The sequence below is a fragment of the Roseococcus sp. GW821-FHT12F05 genome, from assembly GCF_058806835.1.
Genome location: NZ_JBXAQB010000001.1, coordinates 86209 through 103331, shown reverse-complemented (window position 1 = coordinate 103331; position 17123 = coordinate 86209). Strand labels below are relative to the sequence as shown.

Below are 17123 nucleotides of genomic sequence, written 5' to 3'. Positions count from 1 at the left end.
CTTCAAGTCTCACCCCGTCCCAGGAATATATCCCGGCCAATAGGGCCCGGTCCCCGCCGGCCTTGCCCCGAAGATCGACTGCCCGACCCGCACGATGGTCGCGCCCTCCTCGATGGCCGCCTCGTAGTCGCCGGACATCCCCATGGAGAGGTGTTCCAGCCCGGTCTCCTCCCTGAGACGCCGCAGGATGCGGAAGCACGCCCGCACCTTGTCCATGTCCTGGCTGAAGATCGCCAGCGTCATCAGCCCCCGCGGCTTCAGCCGCGGGAAATCCCCCAGCCGCGCCACGAACTCCGCCACCGCCCCCGGTTCCAGCCCGAACTTGCTCGCTTCGCCCGAGGTATTGGCCTGCACGAAGACGTCGAGGTCGCGCCCCTCCGCCTCCATCCGCTTGTTCAGCTCGGCCGCGAGCTTGAGGCTGTCCAGCGCGTGGAACTCGACGGCGAAGCGGGCGAGATACTTCGCCTTGTTGCTCTGCAGATGCCCCACGATGCTCCAGCGGATCGGCAGGTCGCCCATGAGCTCGACCTTGCCCATGGCCTCCTGGATCTTGTTCTCGCCCATGCTGTCCATCCCCGCCGCGAAGGCGTGGCGCAGCACATGGGCCGGGACGGTCTTGGTGATGGGCAGCAGCCGGACCTCGGCGGGGTCGCGCCCGGCGCGCGCGCAGGCGGCGGCGATCCGGCGCCGCACATCGGCGAGGTTCGCGGCGAAGGTGGCGGTCGGGTCGTCGCCGAAGCGCTCCCGCTCGGCGGCGGTCAGCGCGCCGGGCTCCAGGGCGGCGTCCATACCCTAGATGCGCGTCGTCGGATCGGCGGCGGGCCGGGGCCCGATGAGCCGCCGCACCGCCTCCATCATGTCCGGCCTGTCCCAGGCCGCATCCCCTTCCAGCCGCGCCCGTTCCTGACCCGTCCGGTCCACGATGACCGTCGTCGGCAGCCCGCGCGCGCCCAGCGCCCGCGCCGCGGCCCCGCGCGGGTCCAGCCAGACGCCCAGCCCGCTCAGCCCCACGCGCTGGTAAAACCCCTCCACGGCGGACTTGCCGCCCCGGTCGGAGGAAAGCGGCAGCACCGCGATCCGCTCCCCGGCGAACGCGGCCGCCATCTTCGCCAGCGCAGGCATCTCCGCCACGCAGGGCGCGCACCAGGTGGCCCAGAGGTTCAGCACCAGCCCCTGTCCCGCGAAATCGGCGGCGGTCTTCTCCTGCCCCTCGGCATCCAGGAAGGTGAAGGCGGGCAGGGGGCGCGTGTCCTCGCGCAGCCGCTCCGGCCCCGCGGCGGCGAGCGCGGCTTGCGTGGCGGTCAGGCCGGGCGCTACGAGCATGCCAGCCTGGATCAGGCGGCGGCGCGACATCAGCACGGAAGCGGTACTCCCTTGTCCATCCCCAACGACACCAACACGAACCAGCAATGGGGCGGCCGTTTCGCCGAGGGCCCCTGGGCCATCATGCAGGCCATCAATGCCTCGATCGGCTTCGATGCCAAGATGTGGCGGCAGGACATCCGCGGCAGCCTCGCCCATGCGGCGATGCTGGCGCATGTGGGGATCATCTCCGCCGATGACGAGGCCGCGATCCAGCGGGGCCTCGCGGAGATCGGCAAGGAGATCGAGGCCGGCGGCTTCCAGTGGTCCGAGGCGCTGGAGGATGTCCACATGAACATCGAGGCCCGCCTGACGGAGCGCATCGGCGAGGCCGGCAAGCGCCTGCACACCGCCCGCAGCCGCAACGACCAGGTCGCCACCGATTTTCGCCTCTGGACCCGCGACGCCATGGACGGCCTCGCCGCCCAGATGCTCGATTGCGTGCGCGCCTTCGTCGCCCGCGCCGAGGAGCATGCCGGCACCATCATGCCCGGCTACACCCACCTCCAGCCCGCGCAGCCCACCACCTTCGGCCACCACATGCTGGCCTATGCGGAGATGCTCTGGCGCGACCGCGGCCGCATGCTCGACGCCCGCGCGCGGCTGAACGAGTGCCCGCTGGGCTCGGCCGCGATGTGCGGCACCGGCTTCCCGACCGACCGGCACATGACGGCGCAGGCGCTGGGCTTCGACCGTCCCACGCGCAACAGCCTCGACGGCGTCGGCAGCCGCGACTTCGCCCTGGAGTTCCTGGCCGCCTGCGCGATCTGCGCCACACATCTCTCGCGGCTGGCCGAGGAGATCGTGATCTGGACCAACCCCTCCTTCGGCTTCGTGAAGCTGAGCGACGGGCTGACCACCGGCAGCTCCATCATGCCCCAGAAGCGCAATCCCGACGCGGCCGAGCTGGTCCGCGGCAAGACGGGCCGCATGAACGGCAACCTCGTGGGCCTGCTGACCGTGGTGAAGGGCCTGGCCCTGACCTATGCGAAGGACCTGCAGGAGGACAAGGAAGGCGTCTTCGACTCCGCGGAGAACCTGACCCTCTGCCTCGCCGCCACGGCCGCGATGGTGCGCGACATGCAGCCGAACATCGCCCGCATGGCCAAGGCGGCCGGCGAGGGCTTCTCGACCGCCACCGACCTCGCGGACTGGCTGGTCCGCGAGCTGAAGCTGCCCTTCCGCGACGCCCACCACGTCACGGGCAAGCTGGTGGCCAAGGCCGAGGGGCTGGGCGTGGACCTCTCCGGCCTCACCATCCTGGAGATGCGCGAGGTCGAGCCCCGGATCGACGACAGCGTCTTCGGCGTGCTGACCCCGGCGGCCTCGGTGGCCTCGCGGCGGTCCTACGGCGGCACCGCGCCGGAGAACGTCCGCGCCATGGTCGCGGAATGGAAGGAGCGGCTGGCATGAGGGCTCTTCTGATCATCCTGGCCGCCTCCGTGCCCCTGGCCGCCTGCGGCCGCGTCGGCCCGCCGCGCCCCCCGGGCCCCGCCGACCAGATCACCTATCCCCGCGCCTACCCCGCGCCGACCGCCGAGGACCGCGAGGTCGCCCGGACCCGGGCGCTCGGCATCCCGCCCGGCGTGGCGCCGCCGCGGTAGGGCATGACCGTCGAGGCATCCGCGCCGGAGACGAAAACCAGCCCACCGGACCAGCAGCCTCAATGGTCCGATTCGATCGCCCGCGCGGCGGCTTCCACCGCCGCGTCCTGGTCCAGCCCGCTCTCGCGCACCAGGCTCCGCCAGGCGAAGAAGCCGAGCATGAGGTGCAGCACCGCGCGCGGCCGCGCCTCCAGGCCGGCGCCCAGGACCTCGTGGCAGGCGCGCATCGGCGGCCCGAGCCGGAGCTCGATCATCTCCCGTGTCAGCGCGTGGTGCTCCGCGTCGCGCAGGATGCAGGCGGCCAGCCCGGCATTGCGCGCGTACCAGTCGTAGAGGGCGCGCAGCCCCGTCCGCAGCCGCTCGCCCCGGTCGGCGATGGCCGTCCAGGGCGCAGCGTCCGGCAGCGGGTCGCGCTCGGCGACCAGGCCGGAGCAGGCGAGGAGCAGGCTCCGCTCGTCCGGGAAGTGGGCATAGAGCGTGTGCCGCTGCACGCCGGCCCGCTCGGCGACCATGCTGAAGGTGGTAAGGGCCGGGCCCACGCTGCCATGGAGGTCGACGGCGGCCTCGACGATGCGGAGCCGCGTTTCGGCCTGCTGCGCGGCGCGGCGGGTCTGGGTGTAGGTGCGGGTCATCTCAATTTCGCTACACTGGTATGTGCATTCGATATTGGCAAGGCCGGCAAATTTGAAAGAACGTTCACGTGCAATCAAATGTGGCCCGCATCCCGCGGGCTCTTGGAGGCACCCATGGACGCAAGGATCGACGAGATCGCGGACGGCATCTTCCGGCTTTCCCTCTTCGTGCCGGAGATCGCGCCGCCTGCCGGCTTCACCTTCAACCACTTCCTGGTCCGCGGGGAGGAGCCTCTGCTCTTCCACACCGGCCTGCGGAAGATGTTCCCGGCTCTCCACGCCGCGGTCGGCCGCCTGATCCGCCCCGAGCAGCTGCGCTGGGTCGCCTTCGGCCATTACGAGGCCGACGAGTGCGGCGCCATGAACGAATGGCTGTCCGTGGCGCCGCAGGCCCAGGTGGCGCATGGCCAGACGGCCTGCCTCGTCTCGCTGAACGACATGGCCGATCGCGCGCCGCGCATCCTTCAGGACGGCGAGGCGATCGAGCTCGGCCACGGAAAGCGCGTCCGCTACCTCGACACGCCGCACATCCCCCATGGCTGGGAGGCGGGTGTCCTCTACGAGGAGGCGAGCGGGACGCTGCTCTGCGGCGACCTCTTCACCCAGCTCGGCGACGGCGCCGCGCTGACGGAGGGCGATATCGTGGGCCCGGCCGTGGCCGCCGAGGACCTGTTCCGCTATTCCAGCCTGAACCCGGCGATGGGGGCCACGATCCGCCGGCTGGCCGGACTCGCGCCGCGGACGCTGGCGCTGATGCATGGCCCGTCCTATCGGGGCGACGGGGCCGCGGCGCTGCGCGACCTGGCCGGGGACTACGACCGGCGGATCGCCGCCTCCGTGCCGCTCGCCGCGTGACCGCGGTTGACTCCGCCGGCCCGGCCGACTATTTCGCTGCCTCCTCGGGGCCGACGCCGTTGGCCCCGCAACCCTTTTCGCGTTTTGTGAGTCCGCGCCATGAAGATCCGCAACAGCCTGAAGTCCGCCAAGGCGCGCGACAAGAACTGCGTGGTGGTCCGCCGCCGCGGCCGCCTCTACGTGCTCAACAAGAAGAACCCCCGCTTCAAGGCGCGCCAGGGCTAAATCCGGCACAGCCGGATTTAGCGGGTTCCGGGGGGCTTCCGCCCCCCGTTTCTGTTTCTGCGCCTACCGCGGCAGCCAGGTCTCGGTCCCGAGCCCGCCCTCCCGCCCCGCGGTCCAGCGGCCCACGAGCCGCCCATCCGGCTGCTGCTCGTAGGCGGCGACGCCCGCCTCGCCGTTCAGCACGTAGCCGACCACCAGAATATTCCGCACCATCATGCCGACGCCGCGCGACGTCTCGCCGCCGATGCGCCAGGTGACGCGCCAGGTCTGCGGCCCGGTCGGCGCCAGGTTCACCGCGCCGGCATAGGTCGAGCCGTCGGCGCCGCGGCCCTCCACGGCATAGGCCCCGGCGCGCTGGGCGGCGGCGGGCAGGGCAGGGAGGGCGAGGCACAGGGCCGTCAGGGCGATGCGCAGCATGGGTGTCTCCTCGTTCTTGCTTCTTGCGGAGGCATGTTCACCGCCGAAGGCCGCGCAGGCAAGCGCTCCCGCTTGCAGCCGGGCGGGGTGAGCGACATCTTCTCTCCCCAAGACGTCCGGACACCGCTGCCATGATCTCCCTCCCGGCCCCCAAGCCCGACATCCTCGCCCGGCGCGACACCATCCTCGCCGACCTGGCCCGGCTGGTCCCCGCGGACGCCGTTATCGGCGAGGCCGTCCGCCTGCGCCCCTACGAGACCGACGGCCTCGCCGCCTACCGCCAGATCCCGCTCGCCGTGGTCCTGCCGCGCACGACCGAGGAGGTCGCCGCCGTCCTGCGCTACTGCAACGCCAACGGCATCCGCGTCGTCCCGCGCGGCGCCGGCACCTCGCTCTCCGGCGGGGCGCTGCCCCTGGCCGATGCGGTGGTGATCGCCCTTATGCGCATGAACGTGATCCGCGAGATCAACTTCGAGGACCGCTACGCCGTCGTCGGCGCCGGCGTCACCAACATCGGCATCACCAACGCCGTGGCCGGCGACGGCTTCTTCTACGCGCCCGACCCATCGAGCCAGCTCGCCTGCATGATCGGCGGCAACGTGATGATGAACTCCGGCGGCGCGCATTGCCTGAAATACGGCGTGACCGCGAACAACCTGCTGGGCCTGACCTTCGTCACCATCGAGGGCGAGGTCATCGAGATCGGCGGCAAGCACCTGGACGCCGCGGGCTACGACTGGCTCGGCCTCATCACCGGCAGCGAGGGCCAGCTCGGCATGGTGACCGAGGTCACCGTCCGCATCCTGCGCGGCCCCGAGGGCGCGCGCGCCATGCTGGCCGCCTTCTCGAGCGTGGAGATCGCGGGCGCCGCGGTGGATGCCATCATCGGCTCGGGCATCATCCCCGTGGCGCTGGAGTTCATGGACCGTCCCTGCATCCACGCCTGCGAGGCCTTCGCCCATGCCGGCTATCCGCTGGACGCCGAGGCCATGCTCATCATCGAGGTCGAGGGCAGCATCGCCGAGCAGGACATGCTGCTGGACCGCATCCGCGGCATCTGCGCGCGGTTCGAGCCCATCAGCATGAAGGTGGCCGAGAGCGCCGAGCAGTCGGCCGCCATCTGGAAGGGCCGCAAGGGTGCCTTCGGCGCGGTGGGCCGCATCAGCCCCGACTACCTCTGCATGGACGGCACCATCCCGACCGGCGAACTGCCGCGCGTGCTGGGCCGCATCACCGAGCTCTCGCAGCAGTATGGTCTCCAGGTGGCGAACGTCTTCCACGCCGGCGACGGCAACCTGCACCCGCTCATCATGTTCGACGCCAACGACGCCGACAGCTTCCGTCGCGCCGAGGCCTTCGGCGCCGACATCCTGAAGCTCTGCGTGGAGGTCGGCGGCTGCCTCACCGGCGAGCATGGCGTGGGCGTGGAGAAGCGCGACCTCATGACCACGCAGTTCACCCGTGCTGAGCTCACGCTCCAGCGCCAGGTGAAGTCGGCCTTCGATCCGGAATGGCTGCTGAACACCGCGAAGGTCTTCCCGCTCGAAGACAACCCGAAGATCGCCGCGTGAGCACCATCAGCCCGGACACCGAGGAGGCCCTGGCCGGCGAGGTCGCGCGCGCTCATGCGGCGCGCGAGCCGCTTGCCATCGAAGGGCACGGCACCAAGCGCGCCATGCTGCGCCCGGTGCAGGCCGCGCACACGCTCTCCACGCGCAACCTCACGGGCATCACGCTCTACCGCCCGACCGAGCTGATGATCCGTGCCCGCGCCGGCACATCCATCCCCGAGATCGAGGCCGCGCTGGCCGAGCACAACCAGCAGCTCATCGCCGAGCCGCCCGACCTGCGCGCGCTCTTCGGCACCGACGAGCCGGCGACCTTAGGCGGCGTGGTCTCCACCAACCTCTCCGGCCCGCGCCGGATCATGTGGGGCGCGATGCGCGACCATGTGCTCGGCATTCGCGCCGTCGCCGGCGATGGCGAGATTTTTCGCTCCGGCGGGCGCGTGCTGAAGAACGTGACGGGCCTCGACCTCTGCAAGCTGCTGAGCGGCGCGCATGGGACGCTCGGTGTCCTGACCGAGGTGGCGTTGAAGGTGCTCCCCGCCGCCGAGGCCACGGGCACGCTCTCCATCCGCGTGAAGGATGTGGCCTCCGGCGTGGCCGCGCTGAGCGCCGCGCTGGGCTCGCCCTATGGCGTGAGCGGCGCGGCGCTGCTGATGGCGCCGGACGGGATCACCGCCCTCGCGCGCATCGAGGATTTTGCCGAGAGCGTGACCTACCGCCTCGGCCGCCTGCGCGAGGACCTGGCCATGCATGGCGACGTCACCGTGGTCGAGAATCCACGCCCCCTCTGGCGCGCCATCCGCGATGCGGAGCCGCTGGGTGCAGAGCCCGAGGACGCCGTCTGGCGCCTCTCCGTCGCGCCGTCGCAGGCCGCGCAGGCGGTGGCGTCGCTGCAGGACGCCTTCGCCGCCAAGCTGCTGCTCGACTGGGGCGGCGGGCTGATCTGGGTGGCCGGCCCGGCCACCGCCCAGGCGCATGGCGCGGTGATGCAGGCGGCCGCAGCGGCCGGCGGCACCTTCACCCTCTTCCGCGCCCCGGCGACCCTTGCCGCCAGCGTCCCCGTCCTGCCGGAGGAGCCGCTGCCGCTTGCCGCCATCGCCCGCCGTGTGAAGGCCGTGCTGGACCCGGCCGGCGTGCTCAATCCGGGGCGGATGCGGGCCTAGGCCTATGGACCGTTGGTCTGCGGGCGCGTTCGGCGGTGCTTTTCCGTGCCTGCCGCGTTGGGCCTGCTTGGCGATGCGAAGACATCGCCCGCGCAAGCCCGCCTTGCAGGCACGGAAAATCCCTCGCCGACCGCATCCCGATCCCAGCGGTCCACAGGCCTAGCGCTGCCGTCGCGCAGGGGTAACATCGCCACCTCCCTTGGAGACGCGCCCGATGCCCTCTCTCCGCCGCCGTGTCCTGCTGGGGACCACCCTCGCGACGCCCGCCCTGGCGCAGGTCCCGGCCTGGCCCACCCGCCCGGTGCGCGTCGTGGTGCCTTTCGCCGGCGGCGGCTCCAGCGACCTCACGGCCCGGCTGCTGACGGCGAAACTCACCACGCTGCTCGGCCAGCCCTTCGTCGTGGAGAACCGCGCCGGCGGCGGCAGCACGACAGGCACGGACTATGTCGCGAAATCCCCGCCCAACGGCGAGACCTTCCTGCAGGGCGGGCTGACGCCCATGGCGCTGGCGCTCGGCCTCTTCCGCAACCTGCCCTATGACCCCCTGAGGGATTTTGTCGGCATCGCTCCGACCGCCTTCGTGCCGCTCGCCATCGCGATCAACGCGCAGCTTCCCGCGCGCAACGCGCAGGAGTTCATCGCCCTGCTGCGCGCCAACCCGAACCGCTACTTTTTCGGCAGCGCGGGAATCGGCAGCTCGGGACACATCTCCTCGTCCAACTTCCTGACTCAGATCGGCGCGCGGGCCGAGCACGTGCCCTTCCGCGGCGGTGCCGAGCTCTACCTCGCGCTGCAGAAGGGCGAGGTCTCCTTCGCCACGGATGCGCCGCTGGTCTTCAAGCCCATGCAGGATGCCGGCCAGGTCCGCATCATCTTCGTGGCGACCGAGAGCCGCGTGCCCTCGCTGCCCGAGGTGCCGACTGCGCGCGAGATCGGGCTGGCGAATTTCCGCGGCCATTCCTGGTACGGCGTCTACGCTCCGGCCGGCACGGCGCAGCCCATCATCGACCGCTTCGCCGCCGCCATCGACGAGGCGCTGGGTGACCCGAACATCCAGGCGCGCTTCGAGGAGATGGGCACGCCCGTCATGCGCGGCTGGACGCCGGCGCGCTTCACCGATTACCTCAGGGACGAGATCGCCTTCTGGGTGCCGCTCGTCCACGCCTCCGGCGCGCAAGTGAACTAAAAGTCCTCTTGGGGAAACGCATGCAGACCACCTTCACCGCCGAGCAGCTGCGCGACCCGGACACGGCGGAGAGCAACCGCATCCTGCGCACCTGCGTGCATTGCGGCATGTGCACCGCGACCTGCCCGACCTTCCTCCTCCTGGGCGACGAGCTGGATTCCCCGCGCGGCCGCATCTACCTCATCAAGGACATGCTGGAGGCGGGCCGCCCCGCCTCGGAGCTGGAGGTGCGGCATGTGGACCGCTGCCTCTCCTGCCTCTCCTGCATGACGACCTGCCCTTCGGGCGTGAACTACATGCACCTGGTCGACCACGCCCGGACCTATATCGAGGAGACCTACACCCGCCCCTGGCCGGAACGGCTGCTGCGCGCCGTGCTGGCCCGCGTGCTGCCGAACCCGAAGCTGTTCCGGCTGTCGCTGAAGGCAGCGGCGCTCGCGCGCCCGCTGGAGGGGCTGATCCCGGGCCAGTCGATGCTGGCGCAGCGCCTGCGCGGCATGCTCACGCTGGCGCCCAAGTCGCTGCCCGCCGACAGCCCCGTGCAGAGGCCGCAGGTCCATCGCGCCGAGGGCGAGCGCCGCGGCCGCGTCGGCCTGCTCACCGGCTGCGCCCAGAAGGTGCTCAATCCCGAGATCAACGCCGCCACCATCCGCCTGCTGACGCGCATGGGCATCGAGGTGGTGATCACGCCCGGCCAGGGCTGCTGCGGCGCGCTGACGCACCACATGGGCCATCACGAGCGGGCGATGGCCGCCGCCCGCGCCAACATCCATGCCTGGAGCGCCGAGGTCGCCGGAGAGGGGCTGGACGCGATCGTGGTGAACGCCTCGGGCTGCGGCACGACGCTGAAGGACTACGGCTTCATGTTCCGCGAGGAGCCGGATGCCGCGGACGCCGCGCGCGTGGCTGCGCTCGCCATGGACATCACCGAGGTGCTGGAGAAATTCGCCTATGCGCCGACGCGGGAGAAGCCGGCGCTGACCGTCGCCTACCATTCCGCCTGCTCGCTGCAGCACGGGCAAAAAATCACGGCGCTGCCGAAGCAGCTTCTGGCCCGCGCCGGCTTCCGGGTGAGGGAGCCCGCCGAGAGCCATATCTGCTGCGGCAGCGCGGGCACCTACAACATCCTGCAGCCGGTCATCGCCGGGCAGCTCCGTACGCGCAAGCTGGAAAACATCCGCCGCACCGAGGCGGATGTCATCGCCGCCGGGAATATCGGCTGCATGACGCAGCTGGCCGGCGACGTGATGCCGGTCGTGCACACCGTGCAGCTGCTGGACTGGATGGCGGGCGGGCCGAAGCCCGCTTCCCTCGACGGTCCCGCCTGATCGTTCTATCTCCCGAACAACGCCTTCCGGGAGTGAACGATATGCTTCGCCGAACCCTGCTCGCCGCGCCCGCGCTGCTCGCCCTGCCGGCGCGGGCGCAATCGACCTTTCCCGATCGCCCCATCAACGTCGTCGTCGGCTTCCTCGCCGGCGGCTCCACCGACATCGCCGCGCGGCTGCTCATCGACCGGATGGCGCCGCATCTGGCCCCGAACGCGCGGATGATCATCGACAACCGGGCCGGCGCCGGCGGCTCGATCGGCGCGGAATTCGTCACGCGGCAGGCGCCCGACGGCTACACGCTGGCCGTGCAGTCCGCCTCCAGCCAGGGGACCAACCCCGCGGCGCTGCCCGACACCGTGCGCTACGATGCGGTGGAAGACTTCACCCACATCGCCGTCCTCGGCGGCGGGCCGATGCTGATCATCGTGCCGGGCTCCAGCCCGCACCATACCCTCGCCGACCTCGTGAACGCGGCCAAGGCCGGCTCGGCGCCGCCGCTCTGGGCCAGCTCCGGCACGGGCGGCATCGGCCACCTGACCGGCTCGCTCTTCGCCCACCGCGCCGGCTTCCGCGCGGAATACGTGCCCTATCGCGGCGGCTCGGCCGTGCTGGAGGCCATGCGCAAGGCGGAGATCGACTTCTCGGCGGAGGTGCTGGCCTCGGCCTATCCGCATGTGCGCGACGGGGCCTCGCGCCCGCTCGCCGTCACGTCGCTGGTCCGCCACCCGCTGCTGCCGAACGTGCCGACCATGCAGGAGTGTGGCTTCAACGGCTTCGAGATCGTGACCTGGAACCTCGTGCAGGGGCCCAAGGGCATTCCCGAGCCCATCGTCACGCGCCTCAACAAGGCGGCCATGGACGCGCTGGCCGAGCCCACCCTGCGCCGCCGGCTGGCCGATGCCGGCGTCGATCCCGCCGATCCCTCGACGCCGGCCAGCACGCGCGCCTTCGCGGCCTCGGAGTTGGAGAAGTTCAGGTCGATCGTGCGGGAGACCGGGCTGCGGATGGGGCGGAACTAGCGGGGCACCGCCGCGACTTCGCTTGCTTCCCGGGGCGCGCGGGCGGAAAATCGGGCATGCGCCGCATCCTGCTCGCCTTCCTCCTCCTCGCCCCCGCCGCCTTCGCCCAGCCCGCCGCCCCAAGCCAGGCGCAGGCGCAGCGCGATCTCGACCGCGCCTTCGAAGCCCTGCGCGACGCCACCGACGACCGCGGCGCCCAGATGGCCGAGGCGGCCATCCGGCAGATCTGGGGGCGCCAGGCCACCGCCGCGGTGGGCCTGCTGCTCAACCGCGGCGTCCGCAACCTCCGCGCCAACCAGCCCGACGACGCGCTGGAGGATTTCGACGCCGCCATCACCCTGGCGCCGGCGCTGGCCGATGCCTGGCACTGGCGCGCCCAGGCCTATGCCATGGCCGGCGACCGTGTGGCCGCCGCGGCCGACCTGCGCGAGTGCCTCCGCCTCGACCCGCGCCACTTCCCCGCGCTGATCAGCCTCTCGCGCCTTCAGGAGGAGGCCGGCGACTTCCGCGGCGCCCTGCTGAGCCACGAGACGGTGCTGGCCATGCATCCGCGCCTCGCCGGCGGCAACGAGCGCCTGCGCGAGCTGCTGCGCAAGGCCGAAGGCGAAGAGATGTAAGGCGTGCCCTCTCCCTGAATCCGCGCGCATGGGCCAACCTGCGCGCCGACACGGAGGAGCCGTCATGAAGAAGCTGGTCAACGATCCGCGCCACGTCGTGCGCGAGATGCTCGAGGGCATCTGCGACCTCCACCCCGGCCTGGCCCTGCTGCCCGACGAGGACGTCATCGTCCGCGCCGGCCTGCCCGTCCCGGCGGACCGCCCCGTGGCGCTCCTCTCCGGCGGCGGCTCGGGCCATGAGCCGGCCCATGCGGGCTATGTCGGCCCCGGCCTGCTGACGGCGGCCATCGCCGGCGACGTCTTCACCTCGCCCAGCGTGGATGCGGTGCTGGCCGCCATCCGCGCCGCCGCCGGCCCGGCCGGCGCGGTGCTGATCGTGAAGAACTACACCGGCGACCGGCTGAACTTCGGCCTCGCCGCCGAGCTGGCCCGCGCCGAGGGCATCCCCGTCGAGGTGGTGGTCGTCGCCGACGACGTGGCCCTGCGCGCCACCGTGCCCCCGGACCGCCGCCGCGGCATTGCCGGCACGGTGCTGATCCACAAGGTGGCCGGCGCGGCGGCCGCGGCGGGCAAGCCGCTGGCCGAGGTCGCGGCCCTGGCCCGCGCGGCCGCCGAGAACCTGGGGACGATGGGCGTGGCGCTCGGCGCCTGCACCGTCCCCGCCGCCGGCCGCCCCGGCTTCGAGATCGGCGAGACGGAGATCGAGCTCGGCCTCGGCATCCATGGCGAGCAGGGCGTGGAGCGCGGCCCGCTCCAGCCGGCCGATGCGCTGGTGGACCGCATCCTCGCCACCATCGTCGAGGATCGCCACCTGCGCTCGGGCGAGCATGTGGTGCTGATGGTCAACGGCCTCGGCGGCACGCCTCCGATGGAGCTGGCGATTGTCGCGCGCCGGGCGCTGGCGGTGCTGCGCGGGAAGGGGGTCATCGTCGATCGCGCCTGGGCCGGCATCTTCCTCTCGGCGCTGGAGATGCCGGGCGTGTCGCTCTCGGTGCTGCGGGTGGACGGGCCGCGGCTGGCGCTGCTGGACGCGAAGGGGGAGGCGCCCGCCTGGCCCGGCCCCGGACGCATCGAGCCCTCGCGCCACATGCTCGCCGGCGCGCCCGCGCCGTTGCCCGAGCCGCCCACGCCGCCCGGTCCGCTGGCGACGGCGCTGAAGCAGGGCGCGCTGGCGGTCGCCGCGGCGCTGGAGGCGGCCGAGGCGCATCTGACCGACCTCGACAGCCGCGCCGGTGACGGCGACCTCGGCATCAGCATGCAGCGCGGCGCCCAGGCGTTGCGCGCCCTGCCCGAGGGCGCCTGGGCCGATCCGCCGACGGCCTTCGAGGCCATGGCCGGCACGCTGCGCCGGGCGCTGGCCGGCAGCTCCGGCCCCTTCTACGCGACGGCGCTGCTGCGCGCCGCCCGCGCGCTGCCCGCCTCGCCGGGGCCGGCCGACTGGGCCGAGGCCTTCTCCCAGGCCGTCGCCTCGGTGGGCGAGCTGGGCGGCGCCAAGCCCGGCGACCGCACCATGCTCGACGCGCTGCATCCGGCCGTGGAGGCCTTCGCCGCCGCGCTGCCGGTCGGCCTGTCCGCCGCCGTGAAGGCCGCCGCTGATGCGGCCGAGCAGGGGGCCGAGGCCACCACCTCCATGGTCCCGCGCCTGGGCCGCGCGAGCTACCTCGGCGCCCGGGCCGTCGGCGCGCCGGATGGCGGCGCAGCGGCGGTCGCGATCTGGCTGCGGGCGCTCGCCGGCGCCTGAGCCCTGGCCAACGCGAGGGCGTTTCGGTTAGGGAACGTCCTCACGCGGCAGAACGAGGCGCAAGATGATCCGGGCCCTGATGGCGCTCCTGCTGCTGGCCGCCTGCGCCGGCCCGCTAGCCGCCGACGAGACGGCGATGACCCCCGGCGTCCCGGCCCAGCGCATCACGGTCCCGGGCGCCGAGGGCGCGCAGCTCCGCGCGCTGCTCTTCGTGCCGGAGAACCCCACGAGCGAGCCGGTGATCGCGCTGCATTCCTGCTCCGGCCTCGGCACGGCGGACCGGCCGATCCGCCTGCCGCCGCACCAGCAGGACTGGGCGGCGCGGCTGGTCGCGATGGGACATCCGGTGCTCTTTCCCGACAGCTTCGGCAGCCGCGGCCTCGGCCCGGCCTGCGGCGTGCCCGGCTTCCCCGCCGGGCCTTCGGGCGTGCGCCGCTGGGACGCGCTGGAAGCCGGCAAATGGGCCCGCGAGCAGCCCTGGGCGCGGCGGCAGGGCGTGATCCTCATCGGCTGGTCGCATGGCGGCTCGACCACGCTGACGGCCTGGAATTCCGCGCCCCCCGGCCTCGTCCATGCCGCCATCGCCCTGTATCCGGGCTGCGGCCGGGCGCAGGGCGTGCCGATCGGGCAGGTCTCCGGCACGGCGCCGCTGCTGATGCTGCTCGGCGCCGAGGACAACTGGACGCCGCCGCAGCCCTGCCAGCAGATCGCCGCCGGCGCGCCGAGCCTGATCGAGGCCGAGCTCTACCCCGGCGCGCATCATTCCTTCGACCAGCTCTCGGGCGGCATCCGGACGCTGTTCCTGCCCAACAACCGCACCGTCACGCTGGGGCCGAATGCCGAGGCGCGCACTGCTGCGCGCCAGCGCGTCGCCGCCTTCCTGGAGGCCCACGCCGGGCGGCCATGACGAGATCGCGATGCGGCGGTCGCGGCGGCCGTGCTATGCGGCCCGCATCATGATCATCGCCATCGGATCCGACCATGCGGGCCTGCCTCTGAAGCGGGTCCTTCTCGCCGCGCTCGAGGCCGGCGGCCACACCCTGCTCGACGCCGGCACCCACGACGAAACGAGCGTGGACTATCCCGACTTTGCCCATGAGGTCTGCGTCAAGGTGACCGCCGGCGAGGCTGTTTTCGGCGTGCTGGTCTGCGGCTCCGGCATCGGCATGTCCATCGCGGCCAACCGGCATCCGGCGATCCGCGCGGTGAATCTGCACAACACCACCGAGGCCCGGCTGACCCGCCAGCACAACGACGCGAATGTCGCCTGCTTCGGGTCGCGCACCCTCGGCGCCGAGGTGGCGCTGGATTCGCTGGCGACCTTCCTCGCCACGGAGTTCGAGGGCGGCCGGCACCAGCGCCGCATCGACAAGCTCAGCCCCGAGACCGCCATCGCCTGATCGGCCCGATGGGGAAGCTGTCATGCCGGTGAAACCGGCCTGACCTGCCGCAGCCTCAGGTATCCGGGCGCGCGCCGGTTGTGTTATGCCGCGGGCGACCCGACGAAGGATCGTCCGCGATGAACGAATCTGCCGCCCGCTTCCTCCCCGCCCGCTTCTTCCAGGCCGGAATCGCCGAAGCCGATCCCGAGATCGCCGACGCCATCGGCAAGGAGCTGCTCCGCCAGCAGGACGGCATTGAGCTCATCGCCTCGGAGAACATTGTCAGCCGCGCCGTGCTGGAGGCGCAGGGCTCCGTCCTCACCAACAAATATGCCGAGGGCTATCCCGGCCGCCGCTACTACGGCGGCTGCGAGTTCGTGGACATCGCCGAGACGCTGGCCATCGAGCGCGTGAAGACGCTCTTCGGCGCCGGCTTCGCCAACGTCCAGCCGCACAGCGGCGCGCAGGCGAACCAGGCCGTGTTCTTCGCGCTGATGCAGCCGGGTGACACCTTCATGGGCCTCGACCTCGCGGCCGGCGGGCACCTGACGCATGGCTCGCCGGCGAACCAGTCGGGCAAGTGGTTCAAGGTGGCGCCCTACACGGTGCGCCGCGAGGACCAGCTCATCGACATGGACGAGGTGGCGCGCATCGCCCGCGAGTCGAAGCCGAAGGTCATCGTCGCCGGCGGCTCGGCCTATGCGCGGCATTGGGACTTCGCCCGGTTCCGCGAGATCGCCGATGAGGTCGGTGCCTATTTCATGGTGGATATGGCGCACTTTGCCGGCCTGGTGGCCGGCGGCGCGCATCCCTCGCCGGTGCCGCATGCGCATGTCACGACCAGCACCACGCACAAAACGCTGCGCGGCCCGCGCGGCGGGCTGATCCTCACCAATGACGAGGCTCTCGCGAAGAAGATCAACTCGGCCGTCTTCCCGGGCCTCCAGGGCGGGCCGCTGATGCATGTGATCGCCGGCAAGGCCGTGGCCTTCGGCGAGGCGCTGCGCCCGGACTTCCGCGCCTATGCGAAGCAGACCGTCACCAACGCGGCGGTGCTCGCCGACAGCCTGAAGGAACAGGGCTTCGGCATCGTCACCGGCGGCACGGACAACCACCTGATGCTGGTGGACCTGCGGCCGAAGAACCTCACCGGCAAGGATGCCGAGGCGGCGCTGAACCGCGCGCACCTCACCTGCAACAAGAACGCGATCCCCTTCGATCCGGCCAAGCCCATGGTGACCTCGGGCGTGCGGCTGGGCTCGCCCGCGGCGACCTCGCGCGGCTTCGGCGAGGCCGAGTTCCGTCAGGTGGCGGCGCTGATCGGCCGCGTGCTCGACGGGCTGGCCTCGGCCAACTCGGCCGAGGGCAATGCGGCCGTCGAGAAGGCGGTGGGCGAGGAAGTGAAGGCGCTCTGTGCCAAGTTCCCCATTTATTGATGCGCTGAGCCGCCTTGGCTTCGCGCCGCAAGAGGGGCACATGTAGGCTGTCCGGGCCTGCCAACCGCTAGATGCGGTGGATCTGGCCCGGGCGCCGAACGTCCTGTCTGGCCCGGAGATCGCGCTTGCGCTGCCCCTACTGCAGTAACGATGAGACCCAGGTGAAGGACAGCCGTCCCTCCGACGATGGCTCCTCGATCCGGCGGCGGCGCTTCTGCCCGGCCTGCGGCAACCGATTCACCACCTTCGAGCGCGTGCAGCTGCGCGAGCTGACCGTCCTCAAGACCGACGGCCGCCGCGTGCCCTTCGACCGCGACAAGCTCGGCCGCTCCATCCGCGTCGCCTGCCGCAAGCGGCCCATCGACGAGGACCGGATCGAGCGCCTGCTCAACGGCATCCAGCGCCGTCTTGAGATGGAGACCGAAGCCGAGATCCCCTCGCGCCGCATCGGCGAGATGGTGATGGAGACGCTGAAGGGCGTGGATCAGGTGGCCTATGTCCGCTTCGCCTCGGTCTACCAGAACTTCTCCGAAGCCAAGGATTTTCAAGCTTTCCTCGGCGGCCTGGATGCTCCGTGAAGACGGG

19 protein-coding genes are annotated in these 17123 nt (G+C 71.8%); 15 read left to right on the top strand and 4 right to left on the bottom strand.

What is annotated here, in order from left to right; translation table 11 throughout:
• Nucleotides 1-9 precede the first annotated feature (9 nt).
• A complete protein-coding gene (locus AC1ROY_RS00545) occupies nt 10-789 on the bottom strand; it encodes a YggS family pyridoxal phosphate-dependent enzyme (RefSeq protein ID WP_493146197.1) in 780 nt (259 codons plus the stop codon).
• A 3-nt stretch (nt 790-792) separates the two neighbouring features.
• A complete protein-coding gene (locus AC1ROY_RS00540) occupies nt 793-1353 on the bottom strand; it encodes a TlpA family protein disulfide reductase (protein WP_493147435.1) in 561 nt (186 codons plus the stop codon).
• Between the two features lie 93 nt (nt 1354-1446).
• Here AC1ROY_RS00540 and argH point away from each other — a divergent pair, with 93 nt between their 5' ends.
• Together argH and AC1ROY_RS00530 are read left to right on the top strand one after the other, a co-directional pair.
• Nucleotides 1447-2775, top strand: coding sequence for an argininosuccinate lyase (gene argH / locus AC1ROY_RS00535; RefSeq protein WP_493147434.1), 1329 nt, complete (start codon nt 1447-1449; stop codon nt 2773-2775).
• The gene (locus AC1ROY_RS00530) at nt 2772-2966 is read left to right on the top strand and encodes a hypothetical protein (protein WP_493146195.1); all 195 of its coding nucleotides are present in this window, start codon (nt 2772-2774) and stop codon (nt 2964-2966) included. Before argH ends, AC1ROY_RS00530 begins: the two co-directional genes overlap by 4 nt.
• Nucleotides 2967-3025: 59 nt before the next feature.
• On the opposite strand, the gene AC1ROY_RS00525 is transcribed toward AC1ROY_RS00530, so the two are convergent.
• The gene (locus tag AC1ROY_RS00525) at nt 3026-3598 is read right to left on the bottom strand and encodes a TetR/AcrR family transcriptional regulator (RefSeq protein WP_493146193.1); all 573 of its coding nucleotides are present in this window, start codon (nt 3596-3598) and stop codon (nt 3026-3028) included.
• 114 nt (nt 3599-3712) lie between these two features.
• Between AC1ROY_RS00525 and AC1ROY_RS00520 the strand changes: the two genes are divergently transcribed.
• Together AC1ROY_RS00520 and ykgO are read left to right on the top strand one after the other, a co-directional pair.
• On the top strand, nt 3713-4453 hold the full coding sequence (locus tag AC1ROY_RS00520; protein WP_493146192.1) for an oxygen-binding di-iron domain-containing protein: 741 nt from the start codon (nt 3713-3715) through the stop codon (nt 4451-4453).
• Nucleotides 4454-4552: 99 nt separating this feature from the next.
• On the top strand, nt 4553-4678 hold the full coding sequence (gene ykgO, locus AC1ROY_RS00515; protein WP_424811059.1) for a type B 50S ribosomal protein L36: 126 nt from the start codon (nt 4553-4555) through the stop codon (nt 4676-4678).
• A 63-nt stretch (nt 4679-4741) separates the two neighbouring features.
• Here ykgO and AC1ROY_RS00510 read toward each other — a convergent pair whose 3' ends face one another.
• Nucleotides 4742-5095: a hypothetical protein gene (locus tag AC1ROY_RS00510; RefSeq protein ID WP_493146190.1), complete on the bottom strand. Its 354-nt coding sequence runs from the start codon at nt 5093-5095 to the stop codon at nt 4742-4744.
• Between the two features lie 131 nt (nt 5096-5226).
• Between AC1ROY_RS00510 and AC1ROY_RS00505 the strand changes: the two genes are divergently transcribed.
• The 11 genes from AC1ROY_RS00505 to nrdR all read left to right on the top strand — a co-directional run bounded on the left by AC1ROY_RS00505 (nt 5227) and on the right by nrdR (nt 17116).
• Nucleotides 5227-6666: an FAD-linked oxidase C-terminal domain-containing protein gene (locus AC1ROY_RS00505; RefSeq protein WP_493146188.1), complete on the top strand. Its 1440-nt coding sequence runs from the start codon at nt 5227-5229 to the stop codon at nt 6664-6666.
• Nucleotides 6663-7826, top strand: coding sequence for an FAD-binding protein (locus tag AC1ROY_RS00500; RefSeq protein ID WP_493146186.1), 1164 nt, complete (start codon nt 6663-6665; stop codon nt 7824-7826). Before AC1ROY_RS00505 ends, AC1ROY_RS00500 begins: the two co-directional genes overlap by 4 nt.
• A 214-nt stretch (nt 7827-8040) precedes the next feature.
• A complete protein-coding gene (locus tag AC1ROY_RS00495; RefSeq protein WP_493146184.1) occupies nt 8041-9012 on the top strand; it encodes a Bug family tripartite tricarboxylate transporter substrate binding protein in 972 nt (323 codons plus the stop codon).
• Between the two features lie 20 nt (nt 9013-9032).
• Nucleotides 9033-10340: a glycolate oxidase subunit GlcF gene (gene glcF / locus AC1ROY_RS00490; RefSeq protein ID WP_493146182.1), complete on the top strand. Its 1308-nt coding sequence runs from the start codon at nt 9033-9035 to the stop codon at nt 10338-10340.
• Between the two features lie 41 nt (nt 10341-10381).
• A complete protein-coding gene (locus tag AC1ROY_RS00485) occupies nt 10382-11362 on the top strand; it encodes a Bug family tripartite tricarboxylate transporter substrate binding protein (protein ID WP_493146180.1) in 981 nt (326 codons plus the stop codon).
• 56 nt (nt 11363-11418) lie between these two features.
• Nucleotides 11419-11979, top strand: a complete 561-nt coding sequence (locus AC1ROY_RS00480) for a tetratricopeptide repeat protein (RefSeq protein WP_493146178.1) — start codon at nt 11419-11421, stop codon at nt 11977-11979.
• A gap of 64 nt (nt 11980-12043) precedes the next feature.
• Nucleotides 12044-13720, top strand: a complete 1677-nt coding sequence (locus AC1ROY_RS00475) for a dihydroxyacetone kinase family protein (RefSeq protein ID WP_493146176.1) — start codon at nt 12044-12046, stop codon at nt 13718-13720.
• Between the two features lie 64 nt (nt 13721-13784).
• Nucleotides 13785-14627 carry a dienelactone hydrolase family protein gene (locus AC1ROY_RS00470; RefSeq protein WP_493146174.1) on the top strand — a complete coding sequence of 281 codons (843 nt, stop codon included), beginning with the start codon at nt 13785-13787 and terminating at the stop codon, nt 14625-14627.
• 49 nt (nt 14628-14676) lie between these two features.
• Nucleotides 14677-15120: a ribose 5-phosphate isomerase B gene (gene rpiB / locus AC1ROY_RS00465; protein WP_493146172.1), complete on the top strand. Its 444-nt coding sequence runs from the start codon at nt 14677-14679 to the stop codon at nt 15118-15120.
• Nucleotides 15121-15239: 119 nt separating this feature from the next.
• Entirely contained in the window at nt 15240-16538 is a 1299-nt protein-coding gene (gene glyA / locus AC1ROY_RS00460) for a serine hydroxymethyltransferase (protein ID WP_493146170.1), read from the top strand.
• Between the two features lie 125 nt (nt 16539-16663).
• Nucleotides 16664-17116, top strand: a complete 453-nt coding sequence (gene nrdR, locus AC1ROY_RS00455) for a transcriptional regulator NrdR (RefSeq protein ID WP_493146168.1) — start codon at nt 16664-16666, stop codon at nt 17114-17116.
• The last annotated feature ends 7 nt before the right edge of the window (nt 17117-17123 follow it).